The organism is Lacihabitans lacunae (genome assembly GCF_042649125.1).
Taxonomy (GTDB): domain Bacteria; phylum Bacteroidota; class Bacteroidia; order Cytophagales; family Spirosomataceae; genus Leadbetterella; species Leadbetterella lacunae.
In genome coordinates, this window is the sequence record NZ_JBHRYQ010000001.1 from 106,915 (window position 1) to 125,802 (window position 18,888).

Consider the following 18,888-nt stretch of genomic DNA (forward strand, 5'->3'; position numbering starts at 1 on the left):
GCTTGATAACTGATTCAAGAAGAGTATTAAATCAGCCTGGATTTTTATTTTTCGGTTATTCCGGGCCGTAAATCTGCATTAAATCAGATATTTCTTGGTCAACAGTGACGCTTGGTACTTTCAATTTACAAATATTATACCAATATCGTGCATTGAAGGCATCGCCTTCTATTCGGTGTATTAAAGCATGGAGCCTGTCAAAGTCAGGATGACCTTCTTTAGATTGTGCTATTTCGTGGGCTTCATGCCATTTTCCTTCTTTTGCAAATACAAGTCCCTTGTAGATTTTTTCATTATAATTCATAAATATCGAATTTTCTATATAAAAAAATAAGTACTGTAATTTCTGAATTTATTTACTATTTTGAATTGATTATATTTTAAATAAATATTGTAATTTCAATTTCTTCTGAAAATTAAATAATGACATTTACTTTTTCAAATACTCCTTCAAATGAGATTAGCTTTGCCTCGTAGCCAAGCTCTATTTTTCCAAATTTCCTGTTAGATTTTATCAATGAAGCAGGAGTAGAGGTGCTCATTTTTAAGGCTAGCTCTAAGGGGATATTTAAAAACTTTATGGCATTCTTAACCGCGTCTTTCATAGAGATTGCTGCCCCGGCGAGGTTTCCTTCACTGTTTGTATAGGCGTTATCCTTTAAAACTGCATCAAATTCCTCCCATTTAAATTCCTTCTTTTTGTAGTTTTGAAACAGTGCATCTGATATTAAAAACAACCCCTCTCTTTTTTCATTCAATGCCACTTTAGCCGAATTGTAACTTACATGCACACCATCTAAAATTATAGGAGCAAAAACCTGTGGGTTTAAAAATGTAGCCCCAACTAACCCTGGTTCACGATGTCCAAAAGCAGACATCGCATTAAATAAATGCGTTACCAGTTTTATTCCTTTTTTAAATGCCCGATCGGCTTCTTCAAAAGTAGCATTTGAATGCCCCGCAGAAATTTGAATATTGGAGTTCAGTAGCAATTCTAAACACTCATCGTTAAACAACTCAGGATCGATTGTAATTATTTTTATATAATCTTCGGCCGCTTTTAATATATTCTGAAGGTTGTTTAAAGAAGGTTTTTGTAGGTATTTTTCCAAATGGGCTCCTCTTTTTACAGGATTAAGGAATGGCCCTTCGAGGTGCATGCCCAATACGCCAGAATTTGTATTTTGCTTTAAATAAGATTTTATTGCGGATATTCCTGTATTTATATTTTCAAAAGAGGACGTAATTAGGGTCGGGAGCGTATGGGTAACTCCGTTTTTTAATGCTGCCGTTTCTATATCATGAATAGTTTCCTCTGTGGGTTTGTTGGTGAAGTGAAACTCTTCGCCACCATTTATATGTAGGTCAACTAGCCCTGGCGATACACATTCAAAATCAAAAGTGCTATGTTGGCTTATTTCTTTTATTGAAATGATTTTGTTGTCAGCAATTTCTATTTCTTGATTATTTAAAATCACACCATTTGAAAAGCTTTTTTTTGCTGAAACTTTCATTTTTTTACCAAGCTTTTATTTTTTCTTAATAATTCTAAAAAACTATAGACTACACCAAGCTCGCCCAAGGTATTTATTACCCTATTATAGTCAATAGCAAACATATCATAATCAAAAATGATATTTTGACTGATTAAAAAATCACTTAGAAATATAAATAGTGCGGCAACAATAAAGATAATTTTGGTGTCTGATTTTAAAGGTTTTATGTTAATGGCATAAATAATTAGTAGTGCCTCTATCATATATAATATAAATTCAAAAAGTACGCCGAGTTTAAATTCTATTTGGTCTATAATAAAGTATTGATTGCCAATAAATAGTAACGCAAATGCTAAAATGATTATATAGTTATTTATGTTTTTAAAGGCAGTTTTAAAAGGTTCGATACAGCAAAATACCGATAAAAATAAGGTTCTGACACCGATATGGATTCCGAAATAAATGAGGGGAATATTTATATCTGAATCATTTAGCGTTACATAAGTTTCGATATAAGAATAACTGGCTAAGATAAAATAACCAACAGCATAAGCGATTCTTTTTTTAGGAAAACCGAGGTTCTTTTTTGTTAAAATATAAATGCCTAAGAGTAAGTAATCATATATGTAAAGCGAGCAGTTAAGTACAAATTCGGTGATGTTTGATGGACTTAAAAGATTGGGGGTCATAAAAATATATATACTCACCAAAATGGTAGTGCTTAAGAAAAAGTATATAAATCTATTGCTCATTATAATTTTGGATTATTTTGAAAGGTTTTTAGCGAGCTTTTGTGCTTCTTTTGTACTTATCAGATAGTTGTAAGGAGACCAAAAATCAGGATTTAGTGATTTGCTTGCACTAAAATTATTGGTAGATTTTAAGATTTCTTCCTCATATATACTTGATTTGATTAGCGGAAGGTTCTCGAATGCCACGTAACGCATCAATATTTCGGAGGTTATTTTAAATTTTTTATCGAGTTTGTCTTCAAAGTTTACATTGAAAACAATTTTAGACTCTTGCAGTCGCCATTTGTTTTGAAAGAGCTGATACTGCGTATATGCATGCACCTCATTTCCGCTAATTTTAATTGGTCCGGCATTTATGTCAATCAAGTCTTTTATACCATCTTTGGTCAGAGCATACTCTATTCTCACAATAGATTTTGACTCGGGTTCTAAATATATATTGCCTTCTTTGGCTCCCTTTACTCGTTTGTTTATTGGCCAAAAGTGAATAATAAAAAGCGGCATTCCGTCGTATACGGTCATTAGAGAGTCTATTCTAAAATCGTAGCTCTTCATTTGTTTTTTCTGCAAAAACTCAGGAACTATGGTCTCCAAAGACTTACATACTATTTGAGTACCATTTTGAAAACCCCAGCCTTCAGTTTTAGATGTTTGGCCAGTCCATTCTATTCTTCGTCCTCGCAAAAGCTTCACCTTTTCGAATTTCTCTTTTTCATCAGGAAAACGCTCCACACGCACCACCGCCTCATTTACTTTTATGGCACCTACCTGCGGCAAAAGGATTTGCTCTTGATAAAAACCATTTTGGTATACGGGCTTATCTGGGTAGTTTTTTGGAATAGAATCTATAGCTGCTAAAAGCATTATTCTCACGTCTGAAAGTCCATAAGATGCATTGAAAAGTGGGACTTTTTTGAGTTGAATTAGATTATTGTCTGCGTTGAGATTTCTAGCTAAAAAACGCTTGGTTTCGTATCCGAGGCAGGTTACCACCACCTCGGAGTCAATATTAATATTCGGAAACTGAAAAATAAAGGCTCCATCTATATTTGGAGATGTTCCAAAGCCCGTTGACGGAATACCAATAAAGGCAGAAGTTAAGGGTTCCTCTGTCTCGAGGTCCATTATTTTCCCTTTAGATACAGCATAACCACCTTGAGCAGATGCTGCTACACTTAATACCAACAAACATAAGACAGCACAAAGGCTTCGCATTTTATTTTTAGTTATAAGATGAAGTTTTAAGTGAGACTATTTTAAAAAAGTCCTAGCTGACCTTCAGAATCGTGATCGTCGTCTTTCGGTTTTTTAGTTGCTTTTGGCTCCTCTTTTTCCTCGTTTTCTGACACTTCTGTTGCTTCTGACGCTGAGTCATCATCTTCTTCATTGTCGTCGCTTTGGTCTTCCAAAACTTGGTCTACTACTTCTTCATCTTCTGTTTCTTCGGGTATTTCAGGTTCTAGCATTTTAATGTCAACTATTTTTTCATAGTTAAGCTTATTTCCCAATGCTTTCCATCCTTTCACCTCAATTAACTCTTCAACTTTAAAAAGCTCAGTTTCTTGTTCTGACTTCCTAGTTTTTTTGTATTTGATTTCAATTCTCGGTTTGGCATCATACGAGGCCATCAATAACTCAGTGCGGTTATGATCGGTCAAGAACAAAAACTTCTTATCTAAAGTACTAGTCTCTATTATAAATCGCTTAATATGGTAGTTTCTTTGATCACCGTCGTAATATATACACGAAATCACGCCTTTTTCATTGTATTTGGCTATGGTATGTACTTGGCGTGGCTCATAGTGGTTGGTAAGCTCAAAATTAGTAAGCTCGTACTCACCATTTTTATAAATTACCAATACTTTGTCGTTTGGCCCAAAATTACCTAGATACTGTCCGTGCTCGTCTTTGTTTAGTCGGCCAATCATAGGTGTATACCAAATGTCTACGCCACCGAGTGTACTAACTCCAGCTGACTTCATTACGATTTTTCGTACCGAATATTTGGTAACCAAATTTCCCATTGCAGACTTATTTTTAATCAATAGATCAGCAAAGTTGAAGTCGAATATTTTCTTTTTGGCATTTGAACTTGCCGTAAGGTTTATGGTTACTATTTCGGCTTCTCCGTTTTCATTGGCAGAAAAATACAATACTTTAGATCGGCTAGACCCTTTGGTTACATCATATTCTTTGTCGCGTGTTACGCCCGTAACCGCAAAGCGTTTTCCGAAGGTTCTGCCTGAGGTTCCATCCAGATATATGACGTTATAAATCATACGCTCGTCATTTTTTCTAAATACCGAAGTATGAATTATGCCCTTGCCCACAAAGACCTTCTCTTGAATTTTTACCACTGAATATTTACCGTCAGCTTTGAAAACTATTATGTCGTCAATGTCTGAGCAATCCATCACATATTCGTCTTTTTTGAGACCATAGCCAATAAAACCGCCCTCTTTGTCTACATATAGTTTTTGGTTATTTGCTGCTACAACTGAGGCCTGCACTTCACCAAATTGCAATATTTCGGTTCTTCTTTCTCTTCCTTTCCCATATTTTTTGATAAGGTCTTGGAAGAAATCTACCGTGTATCTGATAATGTTGGCGAGGTTGTCTTCTACTTGTAGTAGTTCTTCCTCTTGCCTTTTCATCAGTTCTTCGGCCTTAAAACTATCGTACTTAGAGATTCTTTTGATTTTGATATCTGTCAATCTCAAAATATCCTCTCGGGTAATAACTCTATAGAAATCTTTTTTGAAAGGCTCTAAACCCTTATCAATAGTTTCTAGTACGGCTTCGAAGGTTTCACATTCCTCTATATCTCTATAAATTCTGTTTTCGATAAAAATCTTTTCAAGAGAGCTGTAAAGTAGCTTCTCCATCAATTCCGACTTACGAATCTCAAGTTCTCGCTTAAGTAAATGTACCGTTTGGTCGGTCGAAGATTTTAAAATTTCAGAAACACTCAGAAAGTGCGGCTTTTGGTCAATAATTACTACTGCATTTGGCGAAGCCGAAACTTCACAGTTTGTAAATGCATATAGGGCATCTATTGTAATGTCAGGAGAGGTGTTTGGAGCAAGGTGGATCAAAATCTCCACGTCGCGTGCTGTATTATCCTCAACTTTCTTGATTTTTATTTTTCCACTATCATTAGCCTTAATGATAGATTCTATAATACTACCGGTAGTAGTAGAAAACGGTATTTCAGAAATCTTAAGTGTTTTTTTATCAAGCTCCGATATTTTCGCTCGCATTTTTACTTTTCCACCACGAGCACCGTCATTGTAATGCGACACATCGATAAAACCGCCCGTTAAGAAATCGGGATAAAGTACAAATTCTTGTTTTTTGAGGTATTTGATAGAAGCTTCACAAAGTTCTATAAAATTATGAGGCAATATTTTAGTCGAAAGGCCCACCGCAATACCTTCAACTCCAAGCTCTAGCACCAGAGGAAACTTAGCAGGAAGCGTAACGGGTTCACGTTTACGCCCATCATATGACATTTGCCAGTCGGTGGTATCTTCGTTAAATAGAACCTCAAGGGCAAACTTAGATAGCCTCACCTCAATGTACCTAGGTGCCGCTGAGGGGTCGCCTGTCCTAATGTCTCCCCAGTTACCTTGAATATCGAGCAAAAGTTCTTTTTGGCCAATATTAACTATCGCGTCTCCAATAGAGGTATCTCCGTGTGGGTGATACTGCATAGTAGAGCCAATCACGTTGGCTACTTTGTTAAATCTACCATCGTCCATTTCTTTAAGGGCGTGTAGAAGTCTTCTTTGTACGGGTTTTAGTCCATCTTCTCCAGCTGGAACAGCTCTTTCTAATATTACATAAGATGCATATTCAAGAAAATATTTCTCAAACATGTCATCGATTACTTCGTTTTGTTGGGTAGGGTCGTAATTGCCTTTATCCTCACTCATAGGTTAGATTCAAATTTCTATTTACATGCTATGCAAATATAAAAAAAATGATTCTTTTTCTTTCTAATATTGTCAATTTCTCTGAATATTAAGTAGGTTTATAAGATTTTTTAAAAAATCGAAAAATCATAAAAAAGGGCAAATGTGTGTGAGTACCTGGAAGACGTTATTAATGGTAATATTTTAATAATATTTTGTAGTAATCAAATTATCAATATAAGATACTTGAATTGCAATCGTATCCGAAATAAAATTTAGTTTTTAGTTATTGATAAAAACTCCTTATTTTTGCCTGAAGACAAAATACGAAACAAATTTTTAGATGAAAAAAATAGCGGTTTTTACATCAGGTGGCGATGCTCCAGGAATGAACGCTTGTATCAGAGCTGTAGTTAGAGGTGCCATCTATCATGGATTAGAAGTATACGGAATTAGAAGAGGATATAATGGCATGATCTCAGGGGATATTATTCCAATGAATTCACAGTCAGTAAGTAACATTGTTCAGCTAGGCGGTACAGTTTTGAAATCTGCAAGAAGTAAGGAGTTTATGACTCCTGAAGGAAGAAAAAAAGCGTACGAAAACTTAATGGCTCACGGCATTGAAGGTTTAGTAGCTATCGGAGGAAACGGAACTTTTACGGGTGCAGAGGTATTTTTTAACGAATATCAATTGCCAACAGTTGGTTGTCCAGGAACTATCGATAATGATTTGTACGGAACAGACTATACCATAGGTTTTGATACTGCCGTAAATACTTCGCTTGAAGCGATTGACAAAATCAGAGATACAGCAGATTCACATGACCGTGTATTCTTTATTGAGGTGATGGGAAGAGACTCAGGCTATATCGCGATTCAGTCAGGAATAGGCGGTGGTGCCGAAATTGTAATGGTACCAGAAACCCGTACGCCTCTGAAAAAAGTGGTGGGAACACTAAAGGAAGGGTGGACGCGTAAAAAGACTTCGTCTATTATAGTAGTAGCAGAAGGCGATGAAGAAGGACACGCCGCCGAAATAGCAGATAAAATTAAGAGTCAAGTAGGAGATAAGTTAGATATCAGAGTTACTACGCTTGGGCACATTCAAAGAGGTGGTTCGCCAACGGCCTACGACAGAATATTGGCGTCAAGAATGGGCTTAAACGCAGTAGAAGGTTTAATTAAAGGTGAGAAAAACGTAATGGCGGGGATAATTAACAACGAAGTTGTGTTTACGCCTTTCATAGATACCATCAAAAAACAAAAGCCTATTCACGAGGACTTGCTAAGAATGGTACACATTTTAAGTATCTAATCTGAAAAGAAATATTCTAAGTCCCTTATTCATCTTGAATAGGGGACTTTTTTTTATAAGTACCCCATCAGTTTATAACTTGCTATTCCGATCCATTCATTTATCACATAGTCTAAGTTTCTTAATGCAAGTGATTTCGGAATAAAGTCTAAAATGCCAGTTTTACTCTTTCTACCCAAAAAAGCCGCACAAACGGGAGTCGTGTTTAGATTAACTTTATTAAAACACGCAGTGGCTCGTCGCATATGAAAGGCCGAAGTTATCAACGCCAAATCTCCGACTAGGTGTTCTTTTTTTAATAATTCTGCGGTGTAAAGTGCATTTTCTCTTGTATTTCTAGATTTTTTTTCTTGATAAATGTCTTCTGGTTTTACACCACTTTCTATCAGGAAGTCTCGAGCACCATCGTTTTCTAGCAATTTATTTTCATCAATTTGAATTTCAGCATCGCCGCCACTTATTATTATTTTCGAGATTTTATGTGCTCTATATAACCGCAATGCCTGATAGATTCTGTCGGCGTGGTCACCCAAGTAAATCTGGTTTTTGGTCGAAAACTCTTCCCTGATTATACCTCCAGTAAGTACAATTCCTATTTTAGCATTCGGAATATTTGTATCAGGTATAGGTTCCCATTTCGAAATCAAGTAATTGCTAAATGCCGGACAAAAGAATAAATATGTTAATGAAACTGTTAAGAATTTAACTTTTTTGGTTTTGGTATGATTTTTATTAAATATTAGATAAGACATGAAAACTAGAATTATTCCGGCTGGTTTGAGCAAAAACGCGACTAGCTTTGATAAAATAAAAAACATAATAAAAAGTTAATAATTTTAGAGTGATTGTAAAACACGTAAATTTGCAAAAATAAAGACACCCGTTTATGAAAAACATTAAGCTAATAATTTTATTCTTTTCAATTTTAAGTTTTAAGGTTTTCGCACAAACTCCCACTAAAGGTTACGATTACAAAATAAAACTAAAAGGAGTAGATTCTGACAAATACATACATTTGGCCCATTATTTTGGTTATAATCAGTATATAAAGGTCGATTCTGCGAAATCTGAAAATGGCGTATTTAACTTTAAAGGTACCGAGCCACTAAAAGGCGGTATTTATCTGATTGTGTTAAATGCCAACAAATACTACGATTTTGTGGTAAGTGGCACCGAGAATAATATAACTATAGAAGCTGATACCTCAGACTTTGTAGGCACTGTGAAGTTTACGGGTAGTAAAGAAAACGATGTTTTGTTCTCATATCGTAAGTTTTTGAACGACAAGAGCCAAGAAGCCATGGAGTTGCAGAAAATACTTAAAACAAGTACTGATGCTGCCGAAAAAGAAAAAAGCAGAGCCAAACTAGGCGGTTTGCAGCAAGAAGTGGAGGCGTATATGAAAAACACCACAGATGTAAACAAAAATATGTTTGCTGGTAAAATCATTAAGGCAAATATGGAACCGGAGCTACCAAAAGAAGCTCCAACATTGCCAAACGGAAAAAAAGATTCTACGTATTTATTTAATTTATACAAAAAGAAGTTTTTTGAAAATTTAGATTTCAATGACGAGCGTTTTATTCGTACGCCATTTATTCAGTCTAAAGTAGAGAAATATTTCAAAGACTTGGTATATCAGGTTTCGGACTCAGTTATTGTTGATGCTGATAGAGTTTTGTCTCAAGTAAAGAAAAATAAAGAAACCTATAAATATGTACTTTGGTTAATTACCTCTAAATACGAAAACATTGAAATAGTAGGGCTAGACGGCGTATTCGTTCATTTGGCTGAAAATTATTACTTAAAAGATGCAGATTGGTTAGATAGCACACAGCGAGCTAAATTTAAGGAGCGTGTTACTATTTTGAAGCCAATTCAAACAGGTTTTGTGATGCCTACCTTGATTCTTTCAGACACGCTTGGATTTGAGAAAAACCTTAAAGACATAAAAGCCAAGTACACCATTGTGTATTTTTATAGCCCTGATTGTGGCCACTGCCAAGACCATGCACCTGAGCTAGTTAAGTATTACGACGAAAACAAAAGCAAAGGCATAGAGGTAGTAAATGTGGCGATTGACTATGAAATTGACAAAATAAAGAAGTTTATTAAGAAGTATAAAACCGGTAATATGATAAACCTTTGGGATTCTAAAGGGAAATATTATTTCCGTAATAACTTCGATATATATTCTACACCTACGTCTTATATCTTAGATAGTAACAAAAGGATTTTAGGTAAAAGAATTCCGATTGATGAGTTTAATAAGTTTATCGAATTCCATGAGAAAAAAGAAGAGGCTAAAAAAGCAGCTGTTGGGAAGTAAATAATAATGAAGAAATTTATGGAAGGAGCGAGAGGTCGCTCCTTTTTTTATTTTAAAAACCACTGAACTGCAAGTTCGTAGCCTTTTAGTCCGAGGCCGCAAATCATCCCTTTACACTTTGGAGTCAAAAACGAATGCTTTCTGAACTCTTCGCGTGCATGTATATTAGATATATGAACCTCTACCGCCGGGGTGGTAACGCCACCAAGAGCATCCGCTAGCGATACCGAAGTGTGGGTTAAGCCACCTGCATTGATGATTATGCCATCATAAGAAAAACCTACTTCGTGTATTTTATCAATAAGTGCTCCTTCAAAATTTGATTGAAAATAACTAAGCTCTACTTCTAGGAACTTGCCTTTTAATAGTTCGAAATATTCCTCAAAACTCTGCGAACCGTATATTTCAGGCTCTCTTTTTCCCAGCAGATTAAGATTAGGCCCATTTATTATTAATAACTGCATTTTCTTTTGTTTAAATAGATTGTATTAAGTTTTCAAAAGTATAAAAAAAATAGGAAATGCGTGTTTAAAAGCGTGAGCGGTTTTCAATTTAAGTCATTTTAAATCCTGACTATGCTCATATTTATGCCTTTTGTGGAGGTATAGTTTTGCATTTGAAATAAAAGATTGGAATATAAACATGAGAGAAACTGCCACTTTAATAGCCAAATACAATACGCCGGGACCGCGATACACCAGTTATCCTACTGTGCCGCATTGGAACTTGCTTGACTTTAGTGCCGACAGATGGAAAACTTCAATTGCTGTTAAAGAAAACTCTTGGATAGCCGCAGACGGTGTCAGTGTGTATATTCATTTGCCATATTGTGAGAGTTTATGTACTTTTTGTGCGTGTCACAAAAGAATCACTAAAAATCATTTGGTTGAGGAGTCTTATATAGACGCTTTGATATTAGAATGGGACATGTATGTGTCACTTTTAGGTTTTTTGCCAAGACTAAAAGAGATTCACTTGGGCGGTGGCACACCAAGTTTTTTTTCGGCAAAAAACCTAGGTCGCTTGATTGAGCATATTCAAAAAAACGCAATTGTAGATGCTGAACCTGCTTTTAGCTTCGAAGGTCACCCAAATAATACCTCAGAAGAGCATTTACAAACTTTGTATGACTTAGGTTTCAGGCGTGTAAGTTTTGGGGTGCAAGACTATGATCCGGTGGTTCAGAAAGCCATTCACCGTATTCAGCCGTTCGAAAACGTAGCTTATGTAACTGAAGCGGCCCGAAAGATAGGATATACATCTCTCAGTCACGATTTGGTTTTTGGTTTGCCTTTTCAGACTATTAATTCGATAGAAAATACGATTCAAAAAACATTGGAATTAAAACCGGAGCGTATCGCTTTCTACTCGTACGCACACGTGCCTTGGATAAAAGGAACCGGTCAGCGAGGGTTCGACGAGAATGATTTACCTTCAGGAAACGAAAAAAGAGCTTTATATGAGCGTGGCTTAGAACTGTTTCAGTTAGGTGGATATGAAGAAGTAGGTATGGATCACTTTGCTTTGCCCAATGACGAGCTCTTTGAAGCCAAGCAAAACAAAACCCTGCATCGTAATTTTATGGGCTACACTACCCAAAGCACCAAGGCCATGATAGGTTTGGGGGCGTCGTCTATTAGTGACGTTTGGGGTGCATTTGGTCAAAATATCAAAGATGTGGAAGCGTATAAAAATGCGATTTTTTCTGGTGAACTACCCATAGAAAAAGGACACATATTGTCAGAAAAGGATTTGTTTATCCGTAAACAGATTTTGAATATCATGTGCAATATGGAAACCACTTGGTCGCTTAAAGAAATTTTGAATGTGGACCAAGAAAAACTTTTTTCTAAACTGCAAGATTTTCAAGATGATGGTCTTTTAACTTTTGATGTAAACGGTTTACAAGTTTTGGAAACAGGTAGGCCATTTTTGAGAAATATTTGTATGGCTTTTGATCAATATTTATTAGAAGAAGGGGCTTCAAAAGGAAGGTTGTTTTCCCAGACAATTTGATTTATAGATACTTTAAAAAACTCCAGAAGCCTCTATTTTTTAGGTAGTTAAAGTCTTTTTCGTTTTTGTAAGCTTCTTTCTCAAAAGAAATAGAAAGGTACGCTGCATTGAAGTTTCGTAATGCAATAAAACGCACGGCCCATTCAAGTATATACCAAATATAAAAAGGAATAACCAACATTTCTACCTGCTGCCTGAGGTGAATCTTTTCGTGGTTAATTATGGTTTTACCCGGCATTTTGGTTTTTACGATAATAAAAGGCCAAATGGCGATGCCGGTGATTTTGGGTAGCTTTATTCCTTTTATTATAAACACGCGTGCTTTTTTTTCTTCAAATTTAATAAAAAAGAAATAATAACTGAAAGTACGTTACGGTTGTGGGGTAAATTCGAATGTTCGCTCGCAGGTTTTATTTGAAACCGAAAGCAAAACTTTTGAATTCGCTTCTTTTTTGACGGTCATAGTCTCACTCCGTCCGATAATTTCTTCGAGGCTATTTTTCCATTTAATAATCAAATCGGGCTCTTCGTTGGTGTCAGTGGTTATTTTTAAAAACTTTGAAGACTCAAACATGGTGCATTTTACATTCGGTTTGGCGTGGATATTCAGTTCCACAAAACCTCCAATGGTTTGGTTTGGTCGTTTTATTTGTAAATAATATTTTCCTGCATTTTCCTCTTGCACATTTTCTAAAACCACCCGAGGCAAATTAGACCTAAAGCCATCTGGCCCTTCCCAAAAATATAGGGCACTCTCAAAAATCAAGGGTGATTCTAAGTACACGCGAGCACCTTCACATACCTCCAGTTTCTCATTTAGGGGTGTGTCTGGACTTATTTGGTATTCCACGGTTTTGTTTTGTTCAAAAGAAAAATAAAACGCCCGCGAAGTATCTGCTTCGCATGCGGGCGTTTCTAAAATCCTTCCGAAACAGTAGGAGGTAGTTAAAACAAATAAAAACGTTCTACTGATTTCTTTCAGGTAAATTTTTAGCATAGATTCACTTTAAGCATCTAATTGATTCGAAATTGAATATTTTAGCTCAAATATTAAGCCATTGAGCGGTGCCAAAAGGAGTGATTAAAAATGAAATTTTATTTTTTTGTGGAAAAATATAAGCAATGCCTTCCGAAGCTGATTTTAAGGGCCTTTTATCACATTTGTCTTTCATATGAAAATGCCTTTGCCTAATTTTCAAACTGTATTCAAAATATGTTGCACGAAATTTGTAATAAGCCGCTATGCTCGAAATAAAGGATTTTTCTAAATCGTATAAGTCTCAAAAAGTATTACAAATATCTGATCTTCAAATTCCTGCAGGCATTTACTGGTTTGTAGGAGCAAACGGCTCCGGTAAATCCACTTTTTTTAGGTCTGTGGCGGGTATGTTGCCTTTTGAAGGTCATCTGAAATTTGAAGGTATCGATTCTTCTTCAAATACTTATCGATTCAAAATCAACTATTCGGAGGCCGAACCGCAGTATCCAGACTTTTTGAGTGGACAAGAGATTTTAGCATATATAGCGGAAGTAAAAAAAGCTAAAAGTGGGCAATTACAAAAGCTCGTGGATCAATTTGGTGTTGGAGGTTTTTGGAAACAAAATATCGGGACTTATTCCAGCGGAATGCTCAAAAAAATCGCTTTGATTTCAGGTTTCCTTGGCGATCCTTCACTCATTATTCTGGATGAACCTTTTATCTTGATTGACCACGCTACGGTAGATTTATTGTATACCCTCATAGTAGAATATGCCGCTCAAGGCAAAAGTTTCTTTCTTTCCTCACATCAAGACTTAGCACCCGAAATGCTTACTATAGATGGGGTTTTTAAAGTAGTCAATAATACCGTCACCAAGTTATGAGAGCTACAAGACTTGTTTTTTTTAAATGTTTAGTACTTGAATATTATAAGCAAAACGCCCTATTCTTACTTGGGGTATTCTTATTGTGTTTCGGTTTTTTAAAAAGCAGCGAGCACATTGCCATCATACAGAGTGCATTGAGTTCCTATTATTTGCTGGGAGTCGTATTTGTTTTGTGGTTGTTTTATGCCTTAAAAGTAACCTTGTTTGTTACGCAGTCACTCAGTTTGCCGTATATGTCGTTTTTGAGTTTGGTCAAAATGCTGCCAAAGCCTCAACGTTTTTTGCTTTGGGCGGGTGTTCAGTTCTTAAACCTACAGCTTACTTTTTTATATGCCATTTTTATGGTTGCAGTTGCACTTCCTCAAGGCAAAGTGATTTCCGTAATTTTAATATTGGGCGTCCATCTATTTTTTGTGATCATAGGCGTGTTGTTTTTTGAAAATAAACTGAAGCAAAAAGTAAGTATACTTGATAAACTCATTCCTGACTTTAAGTTATTTAAATTTCCAATACCGCAGTTTTTATTTTATTTCAAATACCTTTTCGTTCGGCAAACTGCTCTCGTTTTGATTTCCAAAATTGGAGGGGTTTTGATCGTTTCGTTTTTCTGTTGGCTTTTCCCTACAGATGATTACGACTGGCGATTGTTTGGTTTTTGTGGAGTTTTTCTTGGAGTGGCTACTTATAATTTTTCACAGCAATGGCTTTTTTATCAAAGACAATATTTGCTTTTTGACCGAAATATGCCAGTTTCGTTAATTAAAAGATATGGAAGACTCGTGCTTACTTTTTTACTAATCCTCGTGCCAGAGGTTTTGGCTTTGGCTGTTAAGCTGCCCGAAACGCTTTCTTACCTATTTATCGCGGAGTTTTTGTTTTTTGTAATTAGCTTTTCTTTGGCTATACATTTGATGTTTTATTTATTCCCTGATTATGATCAAGAACAGTCACTCAAAGCCTTGTTTTGGTTTGCATTAGCTATTGTGTTTTTGATTTTGTTTAAAATGCCTTTATATTTTCTCAGTTCGGTTTTGATTCTGGGTTCTTGGTTTTTGTACAAAAAAAAGTATTACAATTTTGAATAAAAAAAAAGCCACTTTTTAGGTGGCTCCAATTGTATTAGATATTTGTTTTTTTTTTACAGAATTTTATGTCCTAAAGTCAGCTGCCAACCTTTTTGAGTTTGGTTAAATCTTGTGTCAGCACCAAATTGAGATTCAGAAAGGTCGCCTAAGCTTCCGATGTTTCTTAAGTCAAGATCAAAACCTAAAAGTTTTACGCCTACACCTACCTGATAACCATAAGTGGCTTTTGCAAACGCCTCGTTTACATTGCTACCTATTTTTTTGAGTTCGCTTACAAATTCTCCGTCTTCACTTAGTTTTATTGTGGCCATTGGTCCGCCTTGAATTCTAATTCGATTAAAAAGTTTAAATCCCACCAAAACAGGGATGTCAATATTGTTTGTTTTGATGTCAATCAAAACTGGCGAACCACCCCCAGTTGGTACAAATTCTACTTTGCCTCCTTTGGTAGAGAATAAAACTTCTGGTTGAAGGAAAAAATTGTTACCAATTCTACTGTAAAGACCAAAAGCATAACCAGTTTGGGTTTCTTTGCTTTCTTTGATGTTGTTTCCAAATGATCCGGCGTTAGTCACCAAGTTTGAAAAATTAAGGCCACCTTTTACTCCCAATGTAAACTGACCGTACGAAACTTGGCTGATAATGCACGCTACAATCAATAATCCGACTTTTTTCATATAATTTTAATTGATTTTAAATTCGTATTCTTAAACGTATATTGCGAAATATTAGTACAATATTAACGAGACTTTAACAAATGGCTAAGCTAAAATCAGCTTATTTCTGTCAAAACTGCGGTTATAATTCACCAAAATGGTTGGGTCGCTGCCCTTCATGTAGCGAATGGAACACCCTCGTAGAGGAAGTTATAGCAAAAGACGAACCAGAAAAAGGGAATTGGAGATTTTCTACCTCCGGAGGGCCTCGACCTACCTCAAAGCCAAAGCTGATCTCTGAAATAGATAAAACCGAAAAGTACAGGATAATCACCGAGGATCATGAGTTAAATCGGGTTTTGGGTGGTGGTTTGGTGCCGGGTTCATTGACGCTTATTGGCGGTGAGCCGGGCATAGGCAAGTCCACGCTTATGCTGCAGATTGCCCTCAGTCTGAAAGATTACATTGTGTTATATGTATCGGGCGAAGAAAGTGAGCAACAAATAAAAATGCGGGCAGAACGAATTCCGTTTGAAAATCCAAGGTGTTACGTACTTACAGAAACCGCTACGGATCAGATTTTTAAACAAATAGAGCTCATTGAGCCTGACATTGTGGTGATTGACTCTATTCAAACTTTGGTGTCTCCGCTGATAGAGAGTGGGGCAGGGAGTGTTTCGCAGGTGAAAGAATGTGCCGCCGAAATAATGCGTTTTGCCAAAGAGTCTGATGTGCCTGTAGTAATGATTGGCCATATAACAAAAGACGGTAGCCTTGCTGGACCTAAAGTACTCGAGCATATGGTAGACACGGTGCTGCAGTTTGAGGGCGATCAGTTTATGACGTATCGGATTCTTAGAACAACCAAAAATCGATTCGGTAATGCCTCTGAACTGGGTATATATGAAATGCTCAGCAATGGTTTACGGCAAGTGAGTAATCCGTCAGAGATATTGATTTCGGAGCGAAATGTGCACCTCAGCGGTATTGCGATTGCGGCCATGATAGAAGGCAATAGACCTTTGCAAATTGAGATTCAATCATTGGTGAGTACGGCAAATTATGGTACACCACAAAGAAGTAGTAACGGTTTTGACCCACGAAGGTTACAAATGCTTTTGGCTGTACTAGAAAAACGCGGAGGTTTTAGACTTGGAACTCAAGATGTTTTTTTAAATGTGGCAGGTGGCCTTAAAGTAGAGGATCCGGCGATTGACCTAGCGGTTTGTGTGTCTGTGGCTTCATCTTATGAAGACTTGCCAGTCAATAAAGCGTACTGTTTTTGTGCTGAATGTGGTCTTGGAGGTGAAATAAGAGCTGTAAATAGGATAGAAGCCCGAATTTCGGAAGCGGCTAAACTTGGTTTCGAGAAAATTTTCATCGCCAAAAATAATTTAAAAGGCATTAATCCTAAAGATTTCAAAATTGAAATAGTAGCTCTCAATAAACTAGAGGAGGTATTTTCTGAGCTTTTTGGATAAAATAAAAATTTACAGTTTTTTTCGAGAAAAGATATGGTTGGTTTAGATGATATAGATAAGAAAATATTAAAGGCTTTTCAGAAAAATAGCAGAACTACTACCAAAGAGTTATCGGTAGACTTGAAGCTGTCTTCGACGCCCATTTACGAGCGAATTAAAAGGCTGGAGCGAGAAGGTTATATCAAAGACTACGTAGCCCTTTTAGACAGAGACAAAATAGGAAAGCCCATGCTGGCGTATTGCAATGTTTTGTTAAAAGAACATGCAAAGCCGTTTTTGGAGAAATTCGAAAAAGATGTAGTGAAATTTTCGGAAGTGGTAGAGTGTTATTATATCGCCGGAAGTTATGATTATCTGCTTCGTGTAGTGGTGAAGGATATTGCCGAATATCAAAATTTTTTAGTAAACAAATTGGCCGCTTTAGACAATATCCAAAATGCCCAATCTATGTTTGTAATGACAGAAGTGAAATGGTCAACCAGCTTGCCGATAGATTAATATTCGAATTTTAAACATTTTCTTGTCCTTTTAGTTTAGGTTTCCAGTACATAATCCCAAATAAATTGGAAAAAGCTGAAAAAAAAATAATAAATAATAAAAAATCAAATCCTGATTTTTACTTTAATAATCAGGGTTTTATGGTCTTTACAAGGGAATATCACCTCAAGAGAGGGTATTGTTGCAAAAATAAATGTCTAAACTGCCCATTTGATTCCGAAAATATCAAATAGTATTTTGGTATTAAATAAATAATTCAGATATTTGCAGCCCAATTAGGTGAGTCGTTTCGTGAAAACGAATTTTAAAACATAACAGATAACAATCATGTCAAAGGTTTGTCAAATTAGCGGTAAGAGAACAAGAACAGGTAACAACGTATCGCATGCTAATAATAAAGTGAAGCGTAAATTTTACCCGAACATCAAGACTAAGAAATTTTTCTTAGAATCTGAAGGTGTATGGGTAGAGCTAAAAGTGGCTACTAGTACTATCAGAACTATCAACAAAAAAGGATTAGAAGCTACTATCCTTGATGCTGCTCGTAAAGGTACATTGTCTCTATAAAAATCATTATTTTTAATAAATTGGATTGAATTCTAGGCTATCTTAGCTTAAAATTCAATCCTTTTTTATTTTTATGCTAGATCAAATTAAAGAAACATACGATTTCCTTAGAAATCAAATTGGTGATTTTCAGCCAGCCGTAGGTATAGTACTAGGCACAGGCCTTGGAAAGTTAGTAGACGATATTGAAATCCAATATGAGGTTTCGTATGAAGATATTCCAAATTTTGTAAAACCAACCGTCGAGTTTCACTCAGGTAGGCTGCTTTTTGGTATTCTAGGAGACAAGAAAGTAGTGTGTATGCAAGGTCGTTTTCATTTTTATGAAGGCTACACCATGAAGGAAATAACTTTTCCTGTCAGAGTAATGAAACAGTTGGGCATAGAAACCCTCGTGATATCAAATGCCGCAGGAGGTTTAAATCCTGAGTTCAATGTAAGTGACATCATGATTATCGAAGATCATATTTCTTTATTATTGCCTTCAAATCCGCTTTTGGGTGAAAACATAATGGGGGATAGATTTCCGGATATGAGCGAGCCTTATACAAAAGGAATGATTACAAGGGCTTTTGAAATAGCGAAAGAGCATAATCTGAAAGGAATAGTAAAAGGTACATACGTAAGTGTGACAGGGCCGCAGCTAGAAACCAAGGCCGAATACAAGATGCTACGTAACTTTGGAGCAGACGCCGTAGGAATGAGCACGGTGCCTGAAGTGATAGTGGCCAGACAAATGAATATTCCAGTATTTGGTATTTCGGTTATTACTGACTTGTGTGATCCCGAAAATCTTGAAGTGGCAGATATAAACAAAATAATAGCAGCTGCCGGAAAAGCAGAACCTACCATGACGTTTTTGATTAAAGAAATAGTGAAAGGCTAAATTCTTAGAAAATATTATCTTTCA

20 protein-coding genes are annotated in these 18,888 nt (G+C 36.1%); 10 read left to right on the plus strand and 10 right to left on the minus strand.

The features are described from left to right. Positions 1 to 55: 55 nt before the first annotated feature. The 5 genes from ACFOOI_RS00350 to ACFOOI_RS00370 form a co-directional block, all read right to left on the minus strand. A complete protein-coding gene (locus tag ACFOOI_RS00350) occupies positions 56 to 304 on the minus strand; it encodes a hypothetical protein (RefSeq protein ID WP_379833635.1) in 249 nt (82 codons plus the stop codon). Between the two features lie 112 nt (positions 305 to 416). Beyond that, complete coding sequence (nagA, locus tag ACFOOI_RS00355) at positions 417 to 1,514, minus strand: N-acetylglucosamine-6-phosphate deacetylase (protein ID WP_379833638.1); 1,098 nt, start codon at positions 1,512 to 1,514, stop codon at positions 417 to 419. Then, positions 1,511 to 2,248, minus strand: a complete 738-nt coding sequence (locus ACFOOI_RS00360; RefSeq protein WP_379833640.1) for a hypothetical protein — start codon at positions 2,246 to 2,248, stop codon at positions 1,511 to 1,513. Before ACFOOI_RS00360 ends, nagA begins: the two co-directional genes overlap by 4 nt. A gap of 12 nt (positions 2,249 to 2,260) precedes the next feature. Next, the gene (locus ACFOOI_RS00365) at positions 2,261 to 3,463 is read right to left on the minus strand and encodes a carboxypeptidase-like regulatory domain-containing protein (protein WP_379833643.1); all 1,203 of its coding nucleotides are present in this window, start codon (positions 3,461 to 3,463) and stop codon (positions 2,261 to 2,263) included. A 41-nt stretch (positions 3,464 to 3,504) separates the two neighbouring features. Beyond that, positions 3,505 to 6,183, minus strand: a complete 2,679-nt coding sequence (locus tag ACFOOI_RS00370) for a DNA gyrase/topoisomerase IV subunit A (protein WP_379833646.1) — start codon at positions 6,181 to 6,183, stop codon at positions 3,505 to 3,507. Between the two features lie 322 nt (positions 6,184 to 6,505). On the opposite strand from ACFOOI_RS00370, the gene pfkA reads away from it, so the two are divergent. Continuing rightward, positions 6,506 to 7,480, plus strand: coding sequence for a 6-phosphofructokinase (gene pfkA, locus ACFOOI_RS00375; RefSeq protein ID WP_379833649.1), 975 nt, complete (start codon positions 6,506 to 6,508; stop codon positions 7,478 to 7,480). A 53-nt stretch (positions 7,481 to 7,533) separates the two neighbouring features. On the opposite strand, the gene ACFOOI_RS00380 is transcribed toward pfkA, so the two are convergent. After that, complete coding sequence (locus ACFOOI_RS00380) at positions 7,534 to 8,232, minus strand: YdcF family protein (RefSeq protein ID WP_379833652.1); 699 nt, start codon at positions 8,230 to 8,232, stop codon at positions 7,534 to 7,536. Between the two features lie 134 nt (positions 8,233 to 8,366). Here ACFOOI_RS00380 and ACFOOI_RS00385 point away from each other — a divergent pair, with 134 nt between their 5' ends. After that, positions 8,367 to 9,809: a thioredoxin-like domain-containing protein gene (locus ACFOOI_RS00385; protein WP_379833655.1), complete on the plus strand. Its 1,443-nt coding sequence runs from the start codon at positions 8,367 to 8,369 to the stop codon at positions 9,807 to 9,809. Between the two features lie 47 nt (positions 9,810 to 9,856). On the opposite strand, the gene aroQ is transcribed toward ACFOOI_RS00385, so the two are convergent. Beyond that, positions 9,857 to 10,273, minus strand: coding sequence for a type II 3-dehydroquinate dehydratase (aroQ, locus tag ACFOOI_RS00390; RefSeq protein WP_379833658.1), 417 nt, complete (start codon positions 10,271 to 10,273; stop codon positions 9,857 to 9,859). A gap of 178 nt (positions 10,274 to 10,451) precedes the next feature. Between aroQ and hemN the strand changes: the two genes are divergently transcribed. After that, positions 10,452 to 11,825, plus strand: coding sequence for an oxygen-independent coproporphyrinogen III oxidase (hemN, locus tag ACFOOI_RS00395; RefSeq protein ID WP_379833661.1), 1,374 nt, complete (start codon positions 10,452 to 10,454; stop codon positions 11,823 to 11,825). Between the two features lies 1 nt (position 11,826). Here the strand turns inward: hemN and ACFOOI_RS00400 are convergent, their stop codons facing one another. Beyond that, a complete protein-coding gene (locus ACFOOI_RS00400; RefSeq protein WP_379833664.1) occupies positions 11,827 to 12,141 on the minus strand; it encodes a hypothetical protein in 315 nt (104 codons plus the stop codon). Between the two features lie 54 nt (positions 12,142 to 12,195). Then, the gene (locus tag ACFOOI_RS00405) at positions 12,196 to 12,822 is read right to left on the minus strand and encodes a hypothetical protein (protein WP_379833667.1); all 627 of its coding nucleotides are present in this window, start codon (positions 12,820 to 12,822) and stop codon (positions 12,196 to 12,198) included. A 245-nt stretch (positions 12,823 to 13,067) separates the two neighbouring features. Between ACFOOI_RS00405 and ACFOOI_RS00410 the strand changes: the two genes are divergently transcribed. Next, positions 13,068 to 13,688 (plus strand): ABC transporter ATP-binding protein, encoded by a 621-nt coding sequence (locus tag ACFOOI_RS00410; RefSeq protein WP_379833670.1) that lies wholly within the window; start codon positions 13,068 to 13,070, stop codon positions 13,686 to 13,688. Beyond that, positions 13,685 to 14,776 (plus strand): hypothetical protein, encoded by a 1,092-nt coding sequence (locus ACFOOI_RS00415; protein ID WP_379833673.1) that lies wholly within the window; start codon positions 13,685 to 13,687, stop codon positions 14,774 to 14,776. Before ACFOOI_RS00410 ends, ACFOOI_RS00415 begins: the two co-directional genes overlap by 4 nt. A 53-nt stretch (positions 14,777 to 14,829) precedes the next feature. Here ACFOOI_RS00415 and ACFOOI_RS00420 read toward each other — a convergent pair whose 3' ends face one another. Further along, the gene (locus ACFOOI_RS00420; protein ID WP_379833676.1) at positions 14,830 to 15,453 is read right to left on the minus strand and encodes a porin family protein; all 624 of its coding nucleotides are present in this window, start codon (positions 15,451 to 15,453) and stop codon (positions 14,830 to 14,832) included. An 80-nt stretch (positions 15,454 to 15,533) separates the two neighbouring features. Here ACFOOI_RS00420 and radA point away from each other — a divergent pair, with 80 nt between their 5' ends. The 5 genes from radA to ACFOOI_RS00445 all read left to right on the plus strand — a co-directional run bounded on the left by radA (position 15,534) and on the right by ACFOOI_RS00445 (position 18,864). Continuing rightward, entirely contained in the window at positions 15,534 to 16,913 is a 1,380-nt protein-coding gene (gene radA / locus ACFOOI_RS00425; protein WP_379833679.1) for a DNA repair protein RadA, read from the plus strand. 33 nt (positions 16,914 to 16,946) lie between these two features. After that, a complete protein-coding gene (locus ACFOOI_RS00430) occupies positions 16,947 to 17,411 on the plus strand; it encodes an Lrp/AsnC family transcriptional regulator (RefSeq protein WP_379833682.1) in 465 nt (154 codons plus the stop codon). Positions 17,412 to 17,476: 65 nt separating this feature from the next. Beyond that, positions 17,477 to 17,644 carry a DUF5522 domain-containing protein gene (locus ACFOOI_RS00435; RefSeq protein WP_379833684.1) on the plus strand — a complete coding sequence of 56 codons (168 nt, stop codon included), beginning with the start codon at positions 17,477 to 17,479 and terminating at the stop codon, positions 17,642 to 17,644. A gap of 94 nt (positions 17,645 to 17,738) precedes the next feature. After that, positions 17,739 to 17,978, plus strand: a complete 240-nt coding sequence (gene rpmB, locus ACFOOI_RS00440; protein WP_379833687.1) for a 50S ribosomal protein L28 — start codon at positions 17,739 to 17,741, stop codon at positions 17,976 to 17,978. A gap of 73 nt (positions 17,979 to 18,051) precedes the next feature. Then, positions 18,052 to 18,864: a purine-nucleoside phosphorylase gene (locus ACFOOI_RS00445; RefSeq protein WP_379833690.1), complete on the plus strand. Its 813-nt coding sequence runs from the start codon at positions 18,052 to 18,054 to the stop codon at positions 18,862 to 18,864. Positions 18,865 to 18,888 lie beyond the last annotated feature (24 nt).

Coding starts and splice junctions, on each gene's coding strand:
- nagA (WP_379833638.1), bottom strand. CDS start 1,514: ATGAAAGTTTCAGCAAAAAAAAGCTTTTCAAATGGTGTGATTTTAAAT.
- ACFOOI_RS00445 (WP_379833690.1), top strand. CDS start 18,052: ATGCTAGATCAAATTAAAGAAACATACGATTTCCTTAGAAATCAAATT.
- aroQ (WP_379833658.1), bottom strand. CDS start 10,273: ATGCAGTTATTAATAATAAATGGGCCTAATCTTAATCTGCTGGGAAAA.
- ACFOOI_RS00385 (WP_379833655.1), top strand. CDS start 8,367: ATGAAAAACATTAAGCTAATAATTTTATTCTTTTCAATTTTAAGTTTT.
- ACFOOI_RS00430 (WP_379833682.1), top strand. CDS start 16,947: ATGGTTGGTTTAGATGATATAGATAAGAAAATATTAAAGGCTTTTCAG.
- rpmB (WP_379833687.1), top strand. CDS start 17,739: ATGTCAAAGGTTTGTCAAATTAGCGGTAAGAGAACAAGAACAGGTAAC.
- ACFOOI_RS00365 (WP_379833643.1), bottom strand. CDS start 3,463: ATGCGAAGCCTTTGTGCTGTCTTATGTTTGTTGGTATTAAGTGTAGCA.
- hemN (WP_379833661.1), top strand. CDS start 10,452: ATGAGAGAAACTGCCACTTTAATAGCCAAATACAATACGCCGGGACCG.
- ACFOOI_RS00370 (WP_379833646.1), bottom strand. CDS start 6,183: ATGAGTGAGGATAAAGGCAATTACGACCCTACCCAACAAAACGAAGTA.
- ACFOOI_RS00380 (WP_379833652.1), bottom strand. CDS start 8,232: ATGTCTTATCTAATATTTAATAAAAATCATACCAAAACCAAAAAAGTT.
- radA (WP_379833679.1), top strand. CDS start 15,534: ATGGCTAAGCTAAAATCAGCTTATTTCTGTCAAAACTGCGGTTATAAT.
- ACFOOI_RS00415 (WP_379833673.1), top strand. CDS start 13,685: ATGAGAGCTACAAGACTTGTTTTTTTTAAATGTTTAGTACTTGAATAT.
- ACFOOI_RS00350 (WP_379833635.1), bottom strand. CDS start 304: ATGAATTATAATGAAAAAATCTACAAGGGACTTGTATTTGCAAAAGAA.
- pfkA (WP_379833649.1), top strand. CDS start 6,506: ATGAAAAAAATAGCGGTTTTTACATCAGGTGGCGATGCTCCAGGAATG.
- ACFOOI_RS00420 (WP_379833676.1), bottom strand. CDS start 15,453: ATGAAAAAAGTCGGATTATTGATTGTAGCGTGCATTATCAGCCAAGTT.
- ACFOOI_RS00405 (WP_379833667.1), bottom strand. CDS start 12,822: ATGCTAAAAATTTACCTGAAAGAAATCAGTAGAACGTTTTTATTTGTT.
- ACFOOI_RS00360 (WP_379833640.1), bottom strand. CDS start 2,248: ATGAGCAATAGATTTATATACTTTTTCTTAAGCACTACCATTTTGGTG.
- ACFOOI_RS00410 (WP_379833670.1), top strand. CDS start 13,068: ATGCTCGAAATAAAGGATTTTTCTAAATCGTATAAGTCTCAAAAAGTA.